Annotated in this window: 15 protein-coding genes; 4 read left to right on the forward strand and 11 right to left on the reverse strand. The window is 47.6% G+C overall.

What is annotated here, in order from left to right; genetic code table 11:
* Positions 1-97: 97 nt before the first annotated feature.
* The 8 genes from GUA98_RS22570 to GUA98_RS22605 all read right to left on the reverse strand — a co-directional run bounded on the left by GUA98_RS22570 (position 98) and on the right by GUA98_RS22605 (position 6,784).
* Positions 98-1,186, reverse strand: coding sequence for a low temperature requirement protein A (locus GUA98_RS22570; protein ID WP_193724459.1), 1,089 nt, complete (start codon positions 1,184-1,186; stop codon positions 98-100).
* Between the two features lie 102 nt (positions 1,187-1,288).
* Positions 1,289-2,245: a ring-cleaving dioxygenase gene (locus GUA98_RS22575; protein ID WP_153976520.1), complete on the reverse strand. Its 957-nt coding sequence runs from the start codon at positions 2,243-2,245 to the stop codon at positions 1,289-1,291.
* Between the two features lie 89 nt (positions 2,246-2,334).
* Positions 2,335-2,562, reverse strand: a complete 228-nt coding sequence (locus GUA98_RS22580) for a DUF896 domain-containing protein (RefSeq protein WP_095293145.1) — start codon at positions 2,560-2,562, stop codon at positions 2,335-2,337.
* A gap of 198 nt (positions 2,563-2,760) precedes the next feature.
* On the reverse strand, positions 2,761-3,783 hold the full coding sequence (locus GUA98_RS22585) for an SPFH domain-containing protein (protein ID WP_193724460.1): 1,023 nt from the start codon (positions 3,781-3,783) through the stop codon (positions 2,761-2,763).
* Positions 3,784-3,822: 39 nt separating this feature from the next.
* Complete coding sequence (locus GUA98_RS22590; protein WP_415753053.1) at positions 3,823-4,584, reverse strand: TPM domain-containing protein; 762 nt, start codon at positions 4,582-4,584, stop codon at positions 3,823-3,825.
* Positions 4,585-4,622: 38 nt separating this feature from the next.
* On the reverse strand, positions 4,623-5,654 hold the full coding sequence (locus GUA98_RS22595) for a TFIIB-type zinc ribbon-containing protein (protein ID WP_127540562.1): 1,032 nt from the start codon (positions 5,652-5,654) through the stop codon (positions 4,623-4,625).
* Positions 5,655-5,694: 40 nt separating this feature from the next.
* Positions 5,695-6,399 carry a PspA/IM30 family protein gene (locus tag GUA98_RS22600; protein WP_193724461.1) on the reverse strand — a complete coding sequence of 235 codons (705 nt, stop codon included), beginning with the start codon at positions 6,397-6,399 and terminating at the stop codon, positions 5,695-5,697.
* Positions 6,400-6,571: 172 nt separating this feature from the next.
* Positions 6,572-6,784: a hypothetical protein gene (locus tag GUA98_RS22605; RefSeq protein WP_193724462.1), complete on the reverse strand. Its 213-nt coding sequence runs from the start codon at positions 6,782-6,784 to the stop codon at positions 6,572-6,574.
* A gap of 237 nt (positions 6,785-7,021) precedes the next feature.
* Between GUA98_RS22605 and GUA98_RS22610 the strand changes: the two genes are divergently transcribed.
* The 4 genes from GUA98_RS22610 to pdxA all read left to right on the forward strand — a co-directional run bounded on the left by GUA98_RS22610 (position 7,022) and on the right by pdxA (position 12,208).
* Positions 7,022-8,704, forward strand: coding sequence for a sigma-54-dependent Fis family transcriptional regulator (locus GUA98_RS22610; protein ID WP_193724463.1), 1,683 nt, complete (start codon positions 7,022-7,024; stop codon positions 8,702-8,704).
* Positions 8,705-8,871: 167 nt separating this feature from the next.
* Complete coding sequence (locus GUA98_RS22615) at positions 8,872-9,858, forward strand: 2-keto-3-deoxygluconate permease (RefSeq protein WP_193724464.1); 987 nt, start codon at positions 8,872-8,874, stop codon at positions 9,856-9,858.
* A gap of 62 nt (positions 9,859-9,920) precedes the next feature.
* The gene (locus tag GUA98_RS22620; protein WP_193724465.1) at positions 9,921-11,216 is read left to right on the forward strand and encodes a four-carbon acid sugar kinase family protein; all 1,296 of its coding nucleotides are present in this window, start codon (positions 9,921-9,923) and stop codon (positions 11,214-11,216) included.
* On the forward strand, positions 11,213-12,208 hold the full coding sequence (pdxA, locus tag GUA98_RS22625) for a 4-hydroxythreonine-4-phosphate dehydrogenase PdxA (protein ID WP_193724466.1): 996 nt from the start codon (positions 11,213-11,215) through the stop codon (positions 12,206-12,208). Before GUA98_RS22620 ends, pdxA begins: the two co-directional genes overlap by 4 nt.
* 137 nt (positions 12,209-12,345) lie before the next feature.
* On the opposite strand, the gene GUA98_RS22630 is transcribed toward pdxA, so the two are convergent.
* Genes GUA98_RS22630 through GUA98_RS22640 form a run of 3 tightly spaced genes read right to left on the reverse strand, consistent with a single transcriptional unit; the run spans position 12,346 to position 16,770 of the window.
* Positions 12,346-13,476, reverse strand: a complete 1,131-nt coding sequence (locus tag GUA98_RS22630; RefSeq protein WP_193724467.1) for a glycoside hydrolase family 88 protein — start codon at positions 13,474-13,476, stop codon at positions 12,346-12,348.
* A gap of 37 nt (positions 13,477-13,513) precedes the next feature.
* Positions 13,514-15,841: a helix-turn-helix domain-containing protein gene (locus tag GUA98_RS22635; RefSeq protein WP_193724468.1), complete on the reverse strand. Its 2,328-nt coding sequence runs from the start codon at positions 15,839-15,841 to the stop codon at positions 13,514-13,516.
* 44 nt (positions 15,842-15,885) lie between these two features.
* Complete coding sequence (locus GUA98_RS22640; protein WP_095362018.1) at positions 15,886-16,770, reverse strand: carbohydrate ABC transporter permease; 885 nt, start codon at positions 16,768-16,770, stop codon at positions 15,886-15,888.

The raw sequence follows: 16,770 nt of genomic DNA on the forward strand, positions 1-16,770 counted from the left end.
CTTTTTCACATTGTCGACATGACATTTTAGAAAAATTAAACCAAAAAGCCACGAACGCAATCCGTCCGTGACTTATTAATTCGTTTCAAACTGCTACTCAAGTCGTCAGCTTCGCATATAGAAGGAAGAATAACATATCTTCACCCACGATAACGTAGTTCGGAACCTGATAGATCAGATCTACAATGACAAATGCAGCCAGCACGCCAACCATCGTTACCAGATGAACCGGACGAAGTCTTAAGTGCGCATGTCGGTAACGATGGAACACGAGCGAGGTTGACAGGAAGTACAGCAGTACAGATCCGAAGCCAAAACCCAGCATGAATACATAGTTAAGCTCATTCAGGTACAGCAGTTGAATGGAAGCGGCGATCATGCTCATTGAAATGTAGATGAACAGATGGCCATAGATGATCGCTTGCCCGGCCGTCTGAATTTCCTTGCTGACCTTTTTCTCCACGTTATCGAAATACTGCCACCACATCGCAATGACGAATATGGAAGTAAAAGCAGCAAACAGGATGGATCTCAGATCCCAGTGATCTGCCTGCAGTACAGCAATAATACTAATTACCGACTCACCGAGCAGGATAAGTGTAAAGAGTGCAAAGCGTTCGAGCAGGTGATGCGTCTGGATCGGTACCTTCACCAGATTTTTGCGCCCAATCAGCGGAAGCACGATATCTACGGCAATCCCCGCATACAGCACAACGTAACGCACCCAGGAATCGAAGAACAGGGAACCGGAGGAGATTAGGATACCGATGATAAAGCAGATGCCGAGATAGCGGGCGGCCTGTTGTTGATGTGTGCTTTTGGACTTGTGAACCGTAAGATACTGAATCGCGGTAAACGCCCTTGAACCGATATACCCTACGAAGAATGACAGGTAATACTGATCAAAATGGGTGGAAAGACTTGCCGTCATCACGAGAACCGACAGAAGCTGAAGGATGAGAAAGATACGATGGCTGAGGACATCCTGACCGTATCGATTAATGAATAGGGTCTGGCCCACCCATGCCCACCAGACGGGGATGAAGATCAATACAAATTTCATTAGATATTCAAACGAAATAACGCCGTGTTCGGCATGCAGCAGGACATGTCCTGCCTTGGATACGGCTGCGACGAAGAGCAGATCGTAAAACAGCTCCAGCCAGGTAACCTTTTTCTCCATCATCCTTCGATGCTCCTTTGGGTTCAAGTCTTCATTTGTCTTATGTAAAAGTTAATCCATTCGCGGCCGGAACATCGTTCTGGCCGCTATGGTTTATATTGTCCGTTACTGAGCAGCTGTTGCAGGTTCCAACGTTCTTACCACAATCGGCTGCAGATTGCCTTCGATCTGTTCACGATATTGTTCGAACCACTCTGGCAGCATCAATTTCTCTCCGAGTGCATCAGCAGGTTCATCTTTGGCAAATCCCGGTGGATCTGTTGCAATCTCAAACAGGATTCCGCCTGCTTCTCTGAAGTAGATGGCATTGAAATATTGACGGTCGCGGACTGGGGTTGGTTGGTAGCCATATTGGTATACGGCCCCTCTCCATGCCTCATGCTCTTCAAAATCTTTGGCACGCCACGCAATGTGGTGTACTGTGCCTGAGCCGCCTACACCCAGAGGTATGCGGGTAACTGGAACGTCCACGACGTTACCGATATCTCCGCTGGAACGGAAACGGGCATACTCTTCATTTTCATCGACTCTGACGAATCCCAGAATGTTCTCTAGCGCATCCATTGTTCTCTGCGGATTCACACTGAATAATACAGCACCGCCGAAGCCTTTAATTGCTTTGTTTGCCGGAATGCCTTCATGCTCCCATGTGCTGGCAGCACCTTCTTCCCGTTCAACAAGCTCAAGCCGCAAGCCTTCACTGTCTTCGAATTGAAGAAGCTCTTCATTGAAGCGACTTGTTTTGGTTACCTCAATGTTATAACGTTCCAGCCGATCCTGCCAGAAGCCAATAGTCCCAGGAGGAATGACATAAGAGGTAATGCCGACTTGGCCACCGCCAATTTTGCCTCGAGGTGATCCGGCAGATGGGAAGAAGGTAATAATGGTTCCCGGGCTGCCTTGTTCATCCCCGAAGTACAGATGGTACACATCTGGTGCATCGAAATTGATTGTTTTTTTCACGAGACGAAGTCCCAGAACCCCAGCGTAAAAGTCGACATTGGCCTGTGGATCGCCCGCAAAAGCCGTAATATGATGGATACCTGCAGTTTGAAGTGTCATAATAAATTCCTCCTTGGATATGGTGGTTTTAGTTTTTTATTTATTGTAATTTGTATTATCTTTATTTTAAGATAAATGACCGATTGAATTTAGTTGTTGTTTTGGCTTGCTTGTTCCTGTTTCAATTTATCGGGAGTAACGTCATCGCCGTTCGGATCATAGATGGTGACATTCAGCAGAATATCATTGATCGAACCGCGAAAGATTTGCAGGTATTCCTGGCGCAGACGAATTTGTTCCGCTTTCTCCATCTCTGTCAGTTCTGCCTCTTTAGCTTTTCTGGAAAGTTCATTTATTCTGGTCAATGTTGGAATCATCATCTTGATCTCTCTCCTTGTAATTGGATTCAGATATTATTCTTTGGTGTCGTTTTCCTTTGAATTAAATATCTTAAATTAAAGATAAATCATTTTTGGAGTATTGTCAACACTTTTATCAAAATGAAATAGTAAAAGAAAAAAAGGCCCCATACGGAGTTTCCACTCCGATGTGAGCCCTTCTTCAATTCCGCTATGTTAAACCAGCTTTTGACCACAGTTGGGACAGAAGTTGGCTCCTTCATTTTTGGCACCACAGTTCGGACAGAAGTTCGGCTTCTTGGTTCCCTCAGAAGAAGCTCCTTCCTTGGGCACGGATGGTTGATCCGTGGTTTGGCCTGAACTGTTGTTATTATTGTTTTGATTCTGGCCTTGATTCTGGTTCATGTTCTTCATCATTTCGTTAGCCATATTCATACCCATCATCATGCCCGCCATATCCGATGCTGCGCCGCCGCCTTTCACCTTGCCGGATGCGATGCCATCCGTCATGCTAACCTGCTGGTATTTCTGCAGATTACCGATCATCTCATGCGAAGCGGTCTTCGTGATCATGTCCTGGATTTCTTGTGGGTAATTGAAACTCATCACCTGGAATCCGGTAATGCCAATCCCGATGTCCATCATTTGCATATCCAGGTCTTCTTGAATGCCTTTTGCAATCTCCGACGCGTTCGCCTGCAAGTTGAACATATCCTTGCCCTCACGGCTAATCCATTTCATAAGCAGCTGATCCAGTACAGAAGTCATGCGGATTTTGACATCCTCGACCAGATAGCTCTGCTTGATGCCAGCAATTTTATCAATGAGCGTGACGTAGTCACTCACCTTGAAGTTGAACGTACCGTTGGCCCGAATCGGCATTCCGCCCGGAAGCTGAGGTGTCGGAATCAGTACAGGGCTTTGCGTTCCCCAACGAACGGTAAATTCCTTTGTATTCACAAACAGCACTTCGACCCGCATGCCGCTGTTGAACCCGAATTTAAATCCTTTTAATGTAGACAGAAACGGAATGATCTCGGAATCAATATTAAATGAGCCTTCATCCTCAAAGATTCCCTCAACCTTGCCGTTGTTCAAAAAGATCGCATCCTGACCCGAACGGATAATCAGCTTACTGCCCTTCTTGATCTCCCGGTTGCTCCACTTCCAGAAAATCATGTCATCTCTGAATTCTTCCCATTCCACTACATTCGAAAATTGATTTTTGAAAAATCCCATATTCGTTCCCATCCCTTCTATGTGGTACTAATACAAATGTTAAAACGATCTGCTGCTTCCGCTATGTGAATGGCCGCCTCGGGTGGTACCTCCACCACCGCCGCCTCCGCCGCCGTTGTTATTGTTTCTTTCTATTTTTTGTTTGGTGACCGTGGTACGGATATACCGATCCTGACGATCAATGACACTGGAGGAACTGGAATCCTCATATGTCGCTCGATTAACAGTGACTCTTCCTCCTGAACGAAAGGCCATCACCCCAACAACGATTCCTCCGATGGCCACAGAAGCAGCGAGCTGAAACCAGGTTTTGAATAGAATGTTATCCGGGTTCACACCTGGTTTAATGCCCATGTATTCATAGGACAGGTCCAGATACTTCTCAAAGGCCAGTCTATAATTCCCGTCCGTTACATCCGGGGCTATTTTGGCTGTAATTTTGTCAGCCCTCCCGTTGTCGATATATTCTTCTCCTTTGTAAAAGCCAGCCAAATACATTTTTCGATTGTACATATCAAGTGTCAAAATGACCGTGTTTCCGTGGGCCTTATCGTAACCGGGCGCTCGCTCGTCGTAGAAATCCTCCGTTAGCAATTCTTCATTTTTGTGCTCTTCATTATTGGAAGTAAATATAATAAAATCCGTCTGCCTCTCAGCTCCATACTCATTCGCCAGTGCGTTCAATTCACTTTTCTCCTGCTCACTCAGCAGATTGGCCTCATCATAGATGAGATTTTTACTCTCGGCTGCCGAGGCAGTCTGAACAGTCCAAAAGGAGAAGGCCAGACCAAACACCATCATTACCAGCGTGGTCACCATTGCAAGCTGTTTGACCTGTTTCACAGGAACCCACCTCCCATCATCCAGGAGATCAGTTTCAAGGACAATAAGGACACTGCGGAAACGCCGGCGAACCATCCGGCCACTTTGGCTTTGCTAATGGGCGGTTTGCCGACCACTTTTCCCGTCTGGCCATTCATGGCAAAGGTATATTGGGCACGATTGAAGTCATAATAGACCATCCATACGGGAAGCAGCACATAGTCTGCATTTTTAAGTGTCGTATCAATTTGTTTGTCCGTGTAACTTACACTGTTATATCCGGATACGGTTGAAGCGATATACGAATCAATATAAGATCGGGTCTTCTCCTTGGCCCGCGGATATAACTCTTCATCGGTGTAGCTGTATTTCTCTGCAATGTATCCCGCAAGATACGGGGTCTTGAACTCTTTCAGCTGATTATAGGGAAACGGCTCCAGCTTATCCATCAGCTCATCCTTCATTTTCTCCGAAGCATCAATGGGCAGATTCACATAGTTGAGCCGGATTTTCCGGTAAATATCAAAATGCTGTGTCTCCGTATAATGGTAGTCGCCTTGCGTGTAGGTTCTCACCTTGGTTCCGCGGCCATGAACTTCGATTTTGTTATGTAACTCATATAACCAGAACGGCACATACATCCCGGTAATATTCTGAATCCGGTCTGCACTCATGAATCCGCTCGGAGTCAGCAGGCCGTTCCGGCACCACTTTTTGAATGCCTGCTTGGCCTGCTCCTTACTGATGGAAAAAGGAATAACCATGACGGGTGCCAGATCACCCGTCAGCCGATCGCTCAGCACAACAGCTGCCCCGCAGAAGCTGCACGTGGTTGCACTCGTCTCCGGTTCCGTGACGATATCCGCGCCGCAGCTGTTACAGTGATATTGCTTCACTTCATTTTCCGTGAACACCTGTTTCTTGAGCGGATCAGGGATTTGCTCAATGTTGTCCTGTCGTCCACAGCTCGGGCAGGATAATGAACCTGTCGCGCTGTCAAAAACCATACCACTGCCACAGTTGGGACACTTGTATTCAATAACTGGCATCTGCTCACCTCAATATTAACGAAATATAAACGTACCTATCCTAATTATTCTTCAGCTTCTCCTGAATTGCTGCGAGTTCTTCCTCCGCACTCGGAGCTGTATTGTCACTATTACCCGCTTCCGCGTTCATTTCTCTCTCCAGCTGCGCAATAAGTTCATCCAGATCATCTTCCTGCTTCCCTGCCCGGAGCTCGGCAAGTGCCTCTGCTTCATTCAAAGCCTGATTGGCCTTCTCTTCCATCGCCTGAAAAGCCGCGTTTGCTTTCCCTGCTGAAGCATTCCGTTCATTGGCCTGCTGCTGGGCCTTCGCCTCTGCCATTCTGCCTTTCAGCTCGGTATGTCTGGCTTCCAATTGTTCCAGATCTGCTACCAATTTATCATTCATATGCTTCATCATTTTGGCTTTTGCGGAGGCACGTTCATATGCTGCCTGTAATTCGTTCCATTTCTCCGTCTGCTTCACTTTCTTCTCCAGAAAACTCCGGGCCTTATCTTCATCGCCTGACTCTGCCGACTTCTCTGCATACCGCTGCAATTTTTTCATCTCAGCACTGCATTCGTCCAAAGCTCGCTTCGCCCTGCTCTCCTCCGACAAAACGGCCGCCGTCTCCGCTTTCACCTGTCCCAGATCACTGCTCAGACTCCGCATATATTCATTCACGGTCTTCTCCGGATCTTCCGTCCGAGCCAGCAAGCTGTTCACATTGGCCTTCATCACGTCCCTAAACCTCGATAAGATTCCCATTCCTGTGTTCCTCCTCCGAAAAGTTTACATATACCCTATAATACATGAATTCCAAGAACGAGGTTTCATTTCCCTGGATTGGCTGGCATTTCCCAAATGAAAAACCATCAGCTCCTGCTGATGGTTGCTCTTTACGCTGCACTATCCATTTTTAACGGTATGGCTATCCGGATCAGGCGGGAAGACTCTCTACCGCGGTGAAGAATACATCCAGCAGTTCTACACCAAAGTTTTCCTCAACATATGCTGTAATATGCTTCAGATCCTCTTCGTGCTGATACTCCAGACATGGACGACCTTCGCTCCAGAGCACTCTGCACGTAAACTCATTAACCACGCATTGAATGATATGATCCTGCTCTACCGCTTCACGAAATGCTGACATCGCATGACGCTCCTTTCTTTCCTTTTCCATCGTTGATGCTTATGTATTCATTTTGAAAAAATGGATTCCGAACTTCCGTGATAATGATCACAAGGTCACAGTTGCAGCAAACAGCCTGGCTTATCGCTCCTCTGCGATCCTTCACCTAAAGCTTCTAGAGCAAAGATGCCAATCTCTCGTAAGTTGGCTATAATAAGGGAACCATTAAATGAGATTTCTATAAAAGGCAGGAACATTATGCGTACACGAGTTCATATCATTGCTCCCTACGAATCCATGACTACCATTATACAAGAATGCATTCCCCAGTTTCCTCAATTATCGATTCAATGCGATGTAGGCGACTTGGCGAAGGGGGCCGAACTGGCTTCACAAGCCGAACGAAACGGGGCTGAAATTATCATTAGCCGTGGGGGTACTGCACAGCTGATCAAGGAAGCCGTCACGATTCCCGTCATTGATGTACAGCTCTCGGGATATGACATGATTCGTTCCTTGACTCTCGCCAGCCAGTTTAACGGCAAAACGGCCATCGTTGGCTTTTCGAATATCACCTCAGGTGCACAATCCATTATTGATCTGATGGACCTGCCCCTCAAGGTATATACGATTCGCAGTTCCGAAGATGTCGCCAGGCTGCTGCTGGAGCTGAAAGCATCCGGATATCGTCAGATTGTCGGAGATGTGATCACTGTAGATACCGCCAGAACCTATGGGCTCGAAGGATTACTGATTCAGTCTGGCAAGGAAGCCATTCTGCGCGCGCTTGAAGATGCCCAGCTGGTATTTCGCTATCTGAGCAAGAACCAAGCCATTTCTGTCATTTTGAACAACCTGGTCACACAAGAGCACCCCAATCTGCTGATCTTGGATGAACGGAATGATATCGTATTTGAAAACCTGACGGATTTTGAGCAGAACCCACTGACGGAAAATTTTATTCATTTGATAAATACCAATCTGGAGTTTGAGCAATCTCAGGTTCAACATATGTTCATGGTTGACGATTATCAGCTGACAGTAACGGCCCATGAAACAACGCTGAATAATAAGAGTTATAAAGTCTACACGCTTGAAAAAGGACAGCCCTACCAGTTTGCACAATTCGGCATAACTACCTATACGGATATAACCATCGAGCCCATTGTTGCCGAATCACCAGCCATGCAGGTGATGTTGAAGAACATTCAGGCTTTATATGAAAATCACGAACCCATCTATCTGCTCGGACATGCGGATTCAGGTAAATCATTTCTCGTAAAACACATGCATCAGATGTACTCAGGCGGTGGGCTGCTGCTGCAAATAGACCTGTCGCAGGTGCCTGCCGGTCATTTGCATAAAATACCGCTCTCCAAAGTCCGAAACGTGGAGCTGAATCATATCGAACAGCGGCTCCATGATGAAGAGGTGACCTCATTCATTCAGACCTGTCTAAACAGGCAGATTGGTGTATTCATTCTGGGAGAAGAGCCCTTGAATCCGTATTGGACGCTTGATATCGAGCTGAGTACCATGATCATGCCAAGTCTTGCGGACAGGCTGGAGGATCTGGCTCCACTGATCCAGCAGTTCCTTACCGACTATTATCATAAGTATGGAACCGCTGCGGTGAAGATCAAGGAGGATGCACTGCAGTTAATCCGGGAGCAGGTTCCACAGATGACAGTCAGCCAGCTGAAGCATCTTATCAAACAGGCTGCCCTGAATGAGCAGGATTATGTGATCTCGACAGATACGTTGTCCCGCCTGCTGAATCAGCATTCTGCAACGAACACGATGCGGTTGAATGGTACGCTGAAAGAGATCGAGAAGGAAATTATTCAGCACGTTCTGCAGGAAGAAAACAATAATCAATCCAAGGCTGCAGATCGCCTGGGGATTAATCGGGCCACACTTTGGCGCAAACTTAAAGAATGATCTTTAAGTTTGTGCTTTTTTTACGACTCGATGTGTTGCATTATTAAACACTTTAATGATTACTTAAAATTTACAGCAAATTATTGTTGCTAAAATAAACAATCTGCGTTAAGATAGTCCCTGCAAGCGCTTCATAAAAACGATTACTTAAATAAGGAGCTACTACTATGAACATTAAAGCGACATTAGATCGTATTCCTGGCGGTATGATGGTTGTCCCGCTGTTACTTGGTGCAACGATTAACACATTCTTCCCCAATGCCTTGCGGATTGGCGGATTTACCGAAGCCCTGTTCGTTAACAGTTCAAGCACGCTGATCGCTTTGTTCCTCCTGATTGCCGGAACACAGATTACGTTCAAGACAGCCGGTTCATCTGTCGGTAAAGGTATTACACTGCTTGTGTTCAAATGGGCTGTTGGTGCAATATTAGGTTTGATCGCCATTTTCTTCGCGGATTCCAATGGATTATTCCTTGGTCTGGCACCACTTGCCATTATCGCTGCGATGACGAATTCCAACGGCGGACTGTACATCGCCCTGGCCGGACAATACGGCAAAGAGGATGACAAGGCAGCTTATCCATTCCTCGCGCTCAGCGACGGACCTTTTCTTACCATGGTTGCACTCTCTATTTTCGGCGCGATGGGCTTCGCCAATGGCATGTTCTCCCCGATGGCTTTTGTAGCGGTACTGCTTCCACTGATCGTCGGTGTAATTATTGGTAACCTGGATCGCAACTTGGCTGAATGGCTGCATAAAGGCAGTGACAAGCTCGTTCCGTTCTTCGCCTTTTCACTCGGTATGGGAATCAACTTCTCGTCTATCATTCAAGGTGGATTAGGCGGCATCATGCTCGGTGTAATTACAGTATTGATCACTGGCGGCGTTGGCTACCTGCTCTTCAAAGCCATCGGCTGGAATCCTATCGTCGGAGCTTCGGAAGGTTCCACAGCGGGTAACGCTGTAGGTACACCTGCTGCTATCGTAGCGGCCAATGCTTCCTTTGCCCCTATTGCTGAAATTGCTACCGTACAAATTGCGGCGAGCGTCGTAACCACTGCTATTCTATTGCCGATCTTCATTGGTTTCCTATCCAAACGGCTGGAGAAATCAGGCGGCGTCGAGAAATATAATCAAAGACCAACCACATAAAGCAACGAACTTATCCTGAGCGGACATGAATTCACTTTTTTTCTCAAGGAGGCGAGAACAGCATGAAATTAGCCATTATTGCAGATGATCTGACGGGTGCCAATGACAGCGGGGTTCAACTTGCCCGTCATGGCTTGAAAACCAGTGTATTATTTAACATGGACGAGAATAATATCCGTCATTACGATGCTGTTGTTTTCGACACGGACAGCCGTTCCATTGCCTCGGATGAAGCTTACCAGCGCGTTCGAAATGCAGCCGAGTTTCTGACGAGAAATGGATTCGATACCATTTTCAAAAAAATGGATTCTACCATGCGTGGTAACATCGGAACTGAGATTGATGCACTGTACGACGTGATCCAACCGGATTTCATGATGATAGCCCCAGGGTATCCGAAGAATAATCGTACGATCCTGAGCGGGGTACATTACTTGAACGGAATTCCACTGGCTGACACCGAGATCGCGAACGATCCCAAAACACCTGTGACGGTTTCGTATCTTCCGGAACTGCTGAAGCTTCAGACGAAGTATGAAGTAGGTGAGATCAGCGTATCGGATCTGGAAGCAGGCAAGGAGCATATCCAGAAGAAGCTAACCCAGTTCAAAGAAAATGGCACTCCATATGTACTTGTAGATTCGACAGAGGAAATGCATTTGGAGCAAATCCTGCAAATGACCAGCGAGCTGGAATATACCTTTGCCTGGGCAGGCTCTGCGGGAATTGCCAACTATCTTCCCGGTCACTTCAATCTGGAGGGTAAATCAACGGAACTGACAATACCGGGAAATTCGGGACCTATTCTAACTGTCGTAGGCAGTGTAAACAAAAACTCACGTGCCCAGTTGAAGAAACTGCTGGGACAAACCAGCGTTTCTTCCGTGGCATTCCACTCCTTCAAAGCCGTATCCGCCGCAGCAGATCGGACAGAGGAAATGGAGCGTGTGTATAAAGAAGTAAAAGCCAAGTCTCTTGCAGGCCAAGACGTTGTCTTGTTTTCCACTGCAGAGCAGGTTGATATTGAACTGGCACGTGCCACGGGTGAAGCTCGCGGTCTGGATCATACCGAGGTCAGCAACGAAATCGTGCGGGCGATGGGCGAGATCTGTGCCAGATTGCTTGAAGAAGGCAATTTCAAGGGTGTATCCATGACCGGTGGAGACACCGCCAAGCAAATTTGCATGAAGTGGAATATTAGCGGCTTCGAGCTGCTGGACGAACTTGAGATTGGTGTTCCAATCTCCAAGTTTATCGGAATCGAAGACTTACATGTCATTACCAAAGCAGGAGGCTTCGGCACACCAGAAGTCTTCATCCATGCGATTGAAAAATTAAAAGGAGGGATTCCAGTATGAAACCCACAGTTGGAATTACAATGGGCGATGCCGCAGGTATCGGACCCGAGATTATTATGAAGGCACTAGGCCATCAGGAGGTCTACGACAACTGCAACCCACTCGTTATTGGTGATGCAAAAATATTGGAACGTGTTCTGCCCGTTATTGGATCAAGCTTGAACGTCAATGCCATTCAGGAGCCTTCGGAAGCCAAATATGAATTCGGTACGGTGGATGTCATTGATCTGGATCTCATTCCTGCCGATCTCGAATATGGAAAGGTGTCTCCTATAGCGGGAGATGCAGCCTTTCAATTCCTGGCCAAGTCCATTGAACTGGCCAAAAATCAGCAAATCAACTCCATCTGCACTGCTCCTCTGAACAAGGAGGCCTTGCACCAAGGTGGTCACCTGTATCCGGGACATACCGAAATTCTGGCCGATCTAACCGATACGCAGGATTTCTCCATGATGCTGACGACGCCAAACCTGCGGGTTATTCACCTGACAACACACATGGGCTTGATCGATGCGATTGCCAGCATCAACCCCGAAAGAACCTACACGGTGGTTAAACTTGCTCACGATACACTCAAAAAAGCAGGCTTCGAGAATCCGCGTGTAGCGGTATGTGGTATTAACCCACACGCAGGTGAGAACGGCTTGTTCGGTAATGGTGAAGAAGAAGAAAAACTTCAGCCAGGTATCGAGCGTGCGCAGCAGGAAGGCATTAATGTGGTTGGTCCTCTTCCTGCGGATACATTGTTCTTCCGTGCAGGCCGCGGTGACTTCGATATCGTAGTTGCTTGCTACCACGATCAGGGACATGCTCCGATTAAAGTTATGGGCATCGAAGAAGGCGTGAACATCACTGTTGGCTTAAAAGGCGGCATCATCCGCACTTCCGTTGACCACGGTACGGCCTTCGATATCGCTGGTAAAAACATCGCTGATGATAAAAGCATGCTGGCAGCCATTCGCTCGGCCATTGAGCTTGCTCCAAAAATGTAAATGTAATAGGGCGCATTCAAACCTATTCAACTATAGAAGCAAAACAAAGCAGCGACTTTTCCTTGAGGGGAAGAGTCGCTGCTTTTATGTTTCATGTACCCTGCTTGATCATATGCTTCATCATTTTGCCTATCGTTCTACTTCCGGTCATACCAATATCCAGGAATGCCTCGCTCCAAACGCATCAATGCTTCGAGATAGAAATAATCGCCCCAGATGACATAGTCATCCGGTGAATCTCCACCTCTTACGGAGTAGGAACCATGCTTGAGTAAGCCATCTTCGGTTTCGGACCCGTGAGTGGAGTAATTCTGTACCAGGGACGCCATTGAATTCTGCACCGCATCCAGGAAGAACTGACGCTCCGGATCGGCTGGATCCAATCTCTCGGCGATCTCCAGAATCCCGCACGCGGCAATAGCGGATGCAGAGCTGTCGCGCTTGGTTTCGGAGGTCTGTGGTGCATCAAAATCCCAATAGGCTACATGATCCTCCGGTACATGGGCAATGAAGTAACGGGCGAGACGCCTCGCTGTCTCGAACATCTCTGCACTTTGCAGATATCGGCTGCATAACGCAAAACCATAAATCCCCCATGCCTGACCGCGTGTCCATGTTGAGCCATCATTATATCCCTGATGGGTCCCGCCGCGAATGGCTTCACCAGTGGCCTGATCAAAATAAAAGGTATGATAGCTGGAATCATCTCCACGAACCAGAAAACGCCGGCTTTTCTCCGCATGGAGTTTGGCGACTCGCCGATATTCTTCGTTATTAGTCTGTTCATAAGCCCATAGCAATAATGGAAGATTAAGCAGGCAATCGATAATAATACGACCTCCGTTGTTCACATCTCCCTTGCGTCCCCAAGCCTGGATTAGACCTGACTCTTCACGCCAGCGCTTCATCAGCATATCTGCAGCTTCCAGCGTAAGGTCACGTGCAGCCGGATCACGTTCCACGATCCATTGTGCCTTGGAGGACAACGAGTAGAGAAAGCCTATGTCATGATGGTCAAAAATGCTCTTCCGTTCCATGCGCCCCCGAAAGTTATCGACGGTTCTAACAGCTGCCTCGCGATACAGCGGGTCCTGCGTGTATTCCGAGCATAGCCATAGGATGCCTGACCAGAAACCTGCCGTCCACTCTGTATTATCATTCAGCACATAATGCTCATCCCCGTTACTTACATGGGGAAATAGCTCCCCAAATCGGTCAATATTGCTTCTCGTGACTTGGAGTGCATCTTCAATGGCATTTTTCCACATGGAATAAGTCCTCCTCTATGAATCTATTTTTTCATCTTTAATGTTGGACAAGTCTGCTATTTTGCTTATATTGACCAGGGGTGATACCCTCATACTTTTTGAAGACACGAATGAACGAATTGCTGTTGAGAAACCCTACACGCTCGGATACGTCCTGAATAGTCCCTTCCTCTGCCTGCAGAATTTTCTTGGACTGTTCGATGCGATATTGGTTGATGTAATCAATCACGTTGATTCCCGTCTGCTCCTTAAAGTACTTCGAGACGTAGGTTGGATGGAAGCGAAAGCGTTCCGACAAATGAGTCAAACCCAGATTAACGTCTGCATAGTTCTCTACAATGAATTCAATCAGCTGGTCTTTCAGCTCTTCGTTGCGGGAGCGCTTGCGTTCATTCACCATCTGACAGACGGTCTCCAGGATTCGCAGCAGCTCGGCTTCAATCTCCTCAAACGTCTCGCATGCAAACAATTGCCGAATCAGATCATTACGATGCGTCATCTCGTTCTGGTCATCTGACTTGATCTGTTCCGTAGCTTTCAGAATGGTACCGATTAACTCAAACATCAGGCAGCGTGCCAGTTCAACGGATAAGGGCTCTCCCGTAAAATTGGTCATGAGAATTTCGTTCATCACCTCGGTTGAACGGGCATAATTGCCTGTCGCGATATAATTAATGAGCTGTCTCTCCAGATCGAGAGGATAATATAATTCTTCCTTCGGCCTGCGAATCCGGTTTTGGTCAATGATCTGCCCGATCCCCAATATCAGCCGATATTCCAGTGCCTCTTCCGATTCCCGAAAGCTGTCTCCGATCGCTGCAATGCCGTGATGAACATCGCTTACCCCCACCGAAAAGTACACGCAAAACCGTGATCCGATAAAACGCTGGGCCTCCTCAATGGCGCTGATCAGCCGGTATCCGGTATTCTCCTCATCAACCCGAATGTTGATGATAAATGCAATCCGTCCATCAATATCTGCCGAAAACACCTGGCCAATGGGGCCTATCATTTCCTCCAGCACATTGGTCAGAATGAGCTGCACAAATTGTTCTTTCTCCTCCTGGTCCTGCTCGCGTATTTTTGTCCGGAACAACCCATCCACATTCTCAATGTGAAGGAGCAGTACGGCAAACGATGGCGTCTCGAAGTGAATACCAAGCCGTTCCAACGTTAATGCAAACTCATCACCTGCCTGAACCCTGCCCTTCATCAGCTTGGCAAGCACATTGCTCCGGACTACGTTTTGCTGGTCCTTGAGCCTGCTCGCGAATTGATCCTGCTCTTCCCAGGCACGGACCAGCACGGATTGCAGAATGCCATATTCATTGTCCGGCTGCTCCAGTTTCCATTTGACCTTATCGGAGATAATGTTCATGATCCGTCCCAGCGGACGATAGTTCCTCCTGGTGAACCACCAGGCCGCTACCCCGCCCAGCAGAAGTCCAGCGGCCACGCCTCCAATCGTAATATTGCGAATAACCGTTAGTTTCTTGGCATAGATCCGGGTAGGTATAATCGATACGTAATTCCAATCCTGGACCTTGGAAGAGATCTGGGACATGGTGACGGATTCACCGTTCCAATCGATCGTCTCGGTTCTGACTCCCGAATCCTGCCCGGAATTCAGATCTCCACTTATTTTGTAAGGGGTTTCAAAACCTCCTGTGGAAAACAACGTGTTCCCCTCATCGTCCAGGATGAATACCGTGCTCTCTTTTTCCAAACGAACATTATCAATCGCCTGTTGGAACCGATTCGGGTCCAGATTGACCACGAAGGTTGCAGGACTGTCCGCCGCACTCTGGATGGGGAATGGCTGCAGGTAGACAAGTGTATCTTCAATACGCCGATCTTCACTCCGAACCGCCATTTTCCTGAACCTGCTGGTGTCGGTATCGTGCATAAGTCCGGTCCACGCCTCCTCGGATACATCCGTGCCTTTGTAGAACATGTCATACAGATAGGTCTTCTGAATAAGTGAAGAAGAGGACAAGGCTACATCGGCGTCCTTAATATAAATATATAATTCGCTAATTAGGCCGTTTCCGACGCGTGTAGACTTCAGATTTTTGATGAGCTCCAGTCCCATTAACCGCCACCGGCCATCCTGTTCAGACGCATGATTAATGAAGCTCGTTAACTGAGAGTCGGCCATGAGTTGATTGCTGATGCTGCCAATATCCCCGATCTGGTTATCGATCGTCTCCTGCACCTGGGAGAGCAGCACCATGTTGGAGCGATTCACTTCTTCCTCAAGCAAGATGCGGGACTCGGCAAATACAGCTGCACCGATCACAATCGGGATGAGCAGTATGACCATGTAAGAAATGCTCCAGGACAACAGGATGCTTTTCCTCTTCATGAGTCTCCTCCTCACATGGTGGTTTGGCATGGCCTACGACTGATTTATTCCTTGATTGCTCCGATCATAACACCTTTGACAAAGTATTTCTGCAGAAAAGGATAGATAAACAAAATCGGAAGCGTGGCAACCATGACCGTTGCATATTTTACACTTTCCCCGATCGCCTCTTTGTCCACGGCTGACGCCCCTGTCGTCATGGAGTCCGTGCTGTTCTGGATGAGGATTTCGCGCAGTACCAGTTGAAGCGGAAACAGATTTCGATCCCGGATGTACAAGATAGCGCCGAACCAAGAATTCCAATGGCTCACTCCATAAAAGAGAATCATCACTGCGATCACCGGCATGGACAACGGCACTACGATCCGCCAGAGGATTAACATCTCTCCCGCCCCGTCCATACGGGCCGATTCCAGCAGGCTTTCCGAGATTTCCTGAAACGAAGTCCGCATAATAATGAGATTATAACTGCTGATCAACCCAGGTATAATCAGAGCCCACAGGCTGTTCCCCATATGAAGCGTGTTGTTGATCAACAGATACGATGGAATGATTCCGCCGTTAAAAAACATCGTAAACACGATTGCCAGCATAATCGGATTGCGAAGCATGAAGCTTTTGCGAGACAAGGTATACGCTCCCAGAATGGTGAACAGCAGATTCAGTGCCGTACCCACCACGACGATGAAAATGGTGTTTCGGTACCCGGACAGAATGTTCGGGTTGCTGAGAACCAGCTTGTAGCTCTCCAGTGTCAGTCCTTTCGGAAAGAGCAGCAGACCTCTATGGGCCATTAGCTGGCCGGAATCACTGAACGATGCGTTCAGCACATGCAGCAGCGGATACAAGGTCACAATAATCAGGCCCGTCATCAGGATGGCGTTGGCACCACCAAACAGCCGCTCCCCGAGTGATCGTTTTATTCTCAT

Source organism: Paenibacillus sp. P13VS, assembly GCF_015143645.1.
GTDB lineage: Bacteria > Bacillota > Bacilli > Paenibacillales > Paenibacillaceae > Paenibacillus > Paenibacillus xylanilyticus_A.

Bases quoted from the DNA above. Each gene is read 5' to 3' on its own strand.
- GUA98_RS22635 (WP_193724468.1), bottom strand. From the start codon at position 15,841: ATGAAGAGGAAAAGCATCCTGTTGTCCTGGAGCATTTCTTACATGGTC.
- pdxA (WP_193724466.1), top strand. From the start codon at position 11,213: ATGAAACCCACAGTTGGAATTACAATGGGCGATGCCGCAGGTATCGGA.
- GUA98_RS22595 (WP_127540562.1), bottom strand. From the start codon at position 5,654: ATGCCAGTTATTGAATACAAGTGTCCCAACTGTGGCAGTGGTATGGTT.
- GUA98_RS22620 (WP_193724465.1), top strand. From the start codon at position 9,921: ATGAAATTAGCCATTATTGCAGATGATCTGACGGGTGCCAATGACAGC.
- GUA98_RS22585 (WP_193724460.1), bottom strand. From the start codon at position 3,783: ATGGGATTTTTCAAAAATCAATTTTCGAATGTAGTGGAATGGGAAGAA.
- GUA98_RS22630 (WP_193724467.1), bottom strand. From the start codon at position 13,476: ATGTGGAAAAATGCCATTGAAGATGCACTCCAAGTCACGAGAAGCAAT.
- GUA98_RS22575 (WP_153976520.1), bottom strand. From the start codon at position 2,245: ATGACACTTCAAACTGCAGGTATCCATCATATTACGGCTTTTGCGGGC.
- GUA98_RS22590 (WP_415753053.1), bottom strand. From the start codon at position 4,584: ATGATGGTGTTTGGTCTGGCCTTCTCCTTTTGGACTGTTCAGACTGCC.
- GUA98_RS22605 (WP_193724462.1), bottom strand. From the start codon at position 6,784: ATGTCAGCATTTCGTGAAGCGGTAGAGCAGGATCATATCATTCAATGC.
- GUA98_RS22640 (WP_095362018.1), bottom strand. From the start codon at position 16,770: ATGAGAATAAAACGATCACTCGGGGAGCGGCTGTTTGGTGGTGCCAAC.
- GUA98_RS22610 (WP_193724463.1), top strand. From the start codon at position 7,022: ATGCGTACACGAGTTCATATCATTGCTCCCTACGAATCCATGACTACC.
- GUA98_RS22600 (WP_193724461.1), bottom strand. From the start codon at position 6,399: ATGGGAATCTTATCGAGGTTTAGGGACGTGATGAAGGCCAATGTGAAC.
- GUA98_RS22580 (WP_095293145.1), bottom strand. From the start codon at position 2,562: ATGATTCCAACATTGACCAGAATAAATGAACTTTCCAGAAAAGCTAAA.
- GUA98_RS22615 (WP_193724464.1), top strand. From the start codon at position 8,872: ATGAACATTAAAGCGACATTAGATCGTATTCCTGGCGGTATGATGGTT.
- GUA98_RS22570 (WP_193724459.1), bottom strand. From the start codon at position 1,186: ATGATGGAGAAAAAGGTTACCTGGCTGGAGCTGTTTTACGATCTGCTC.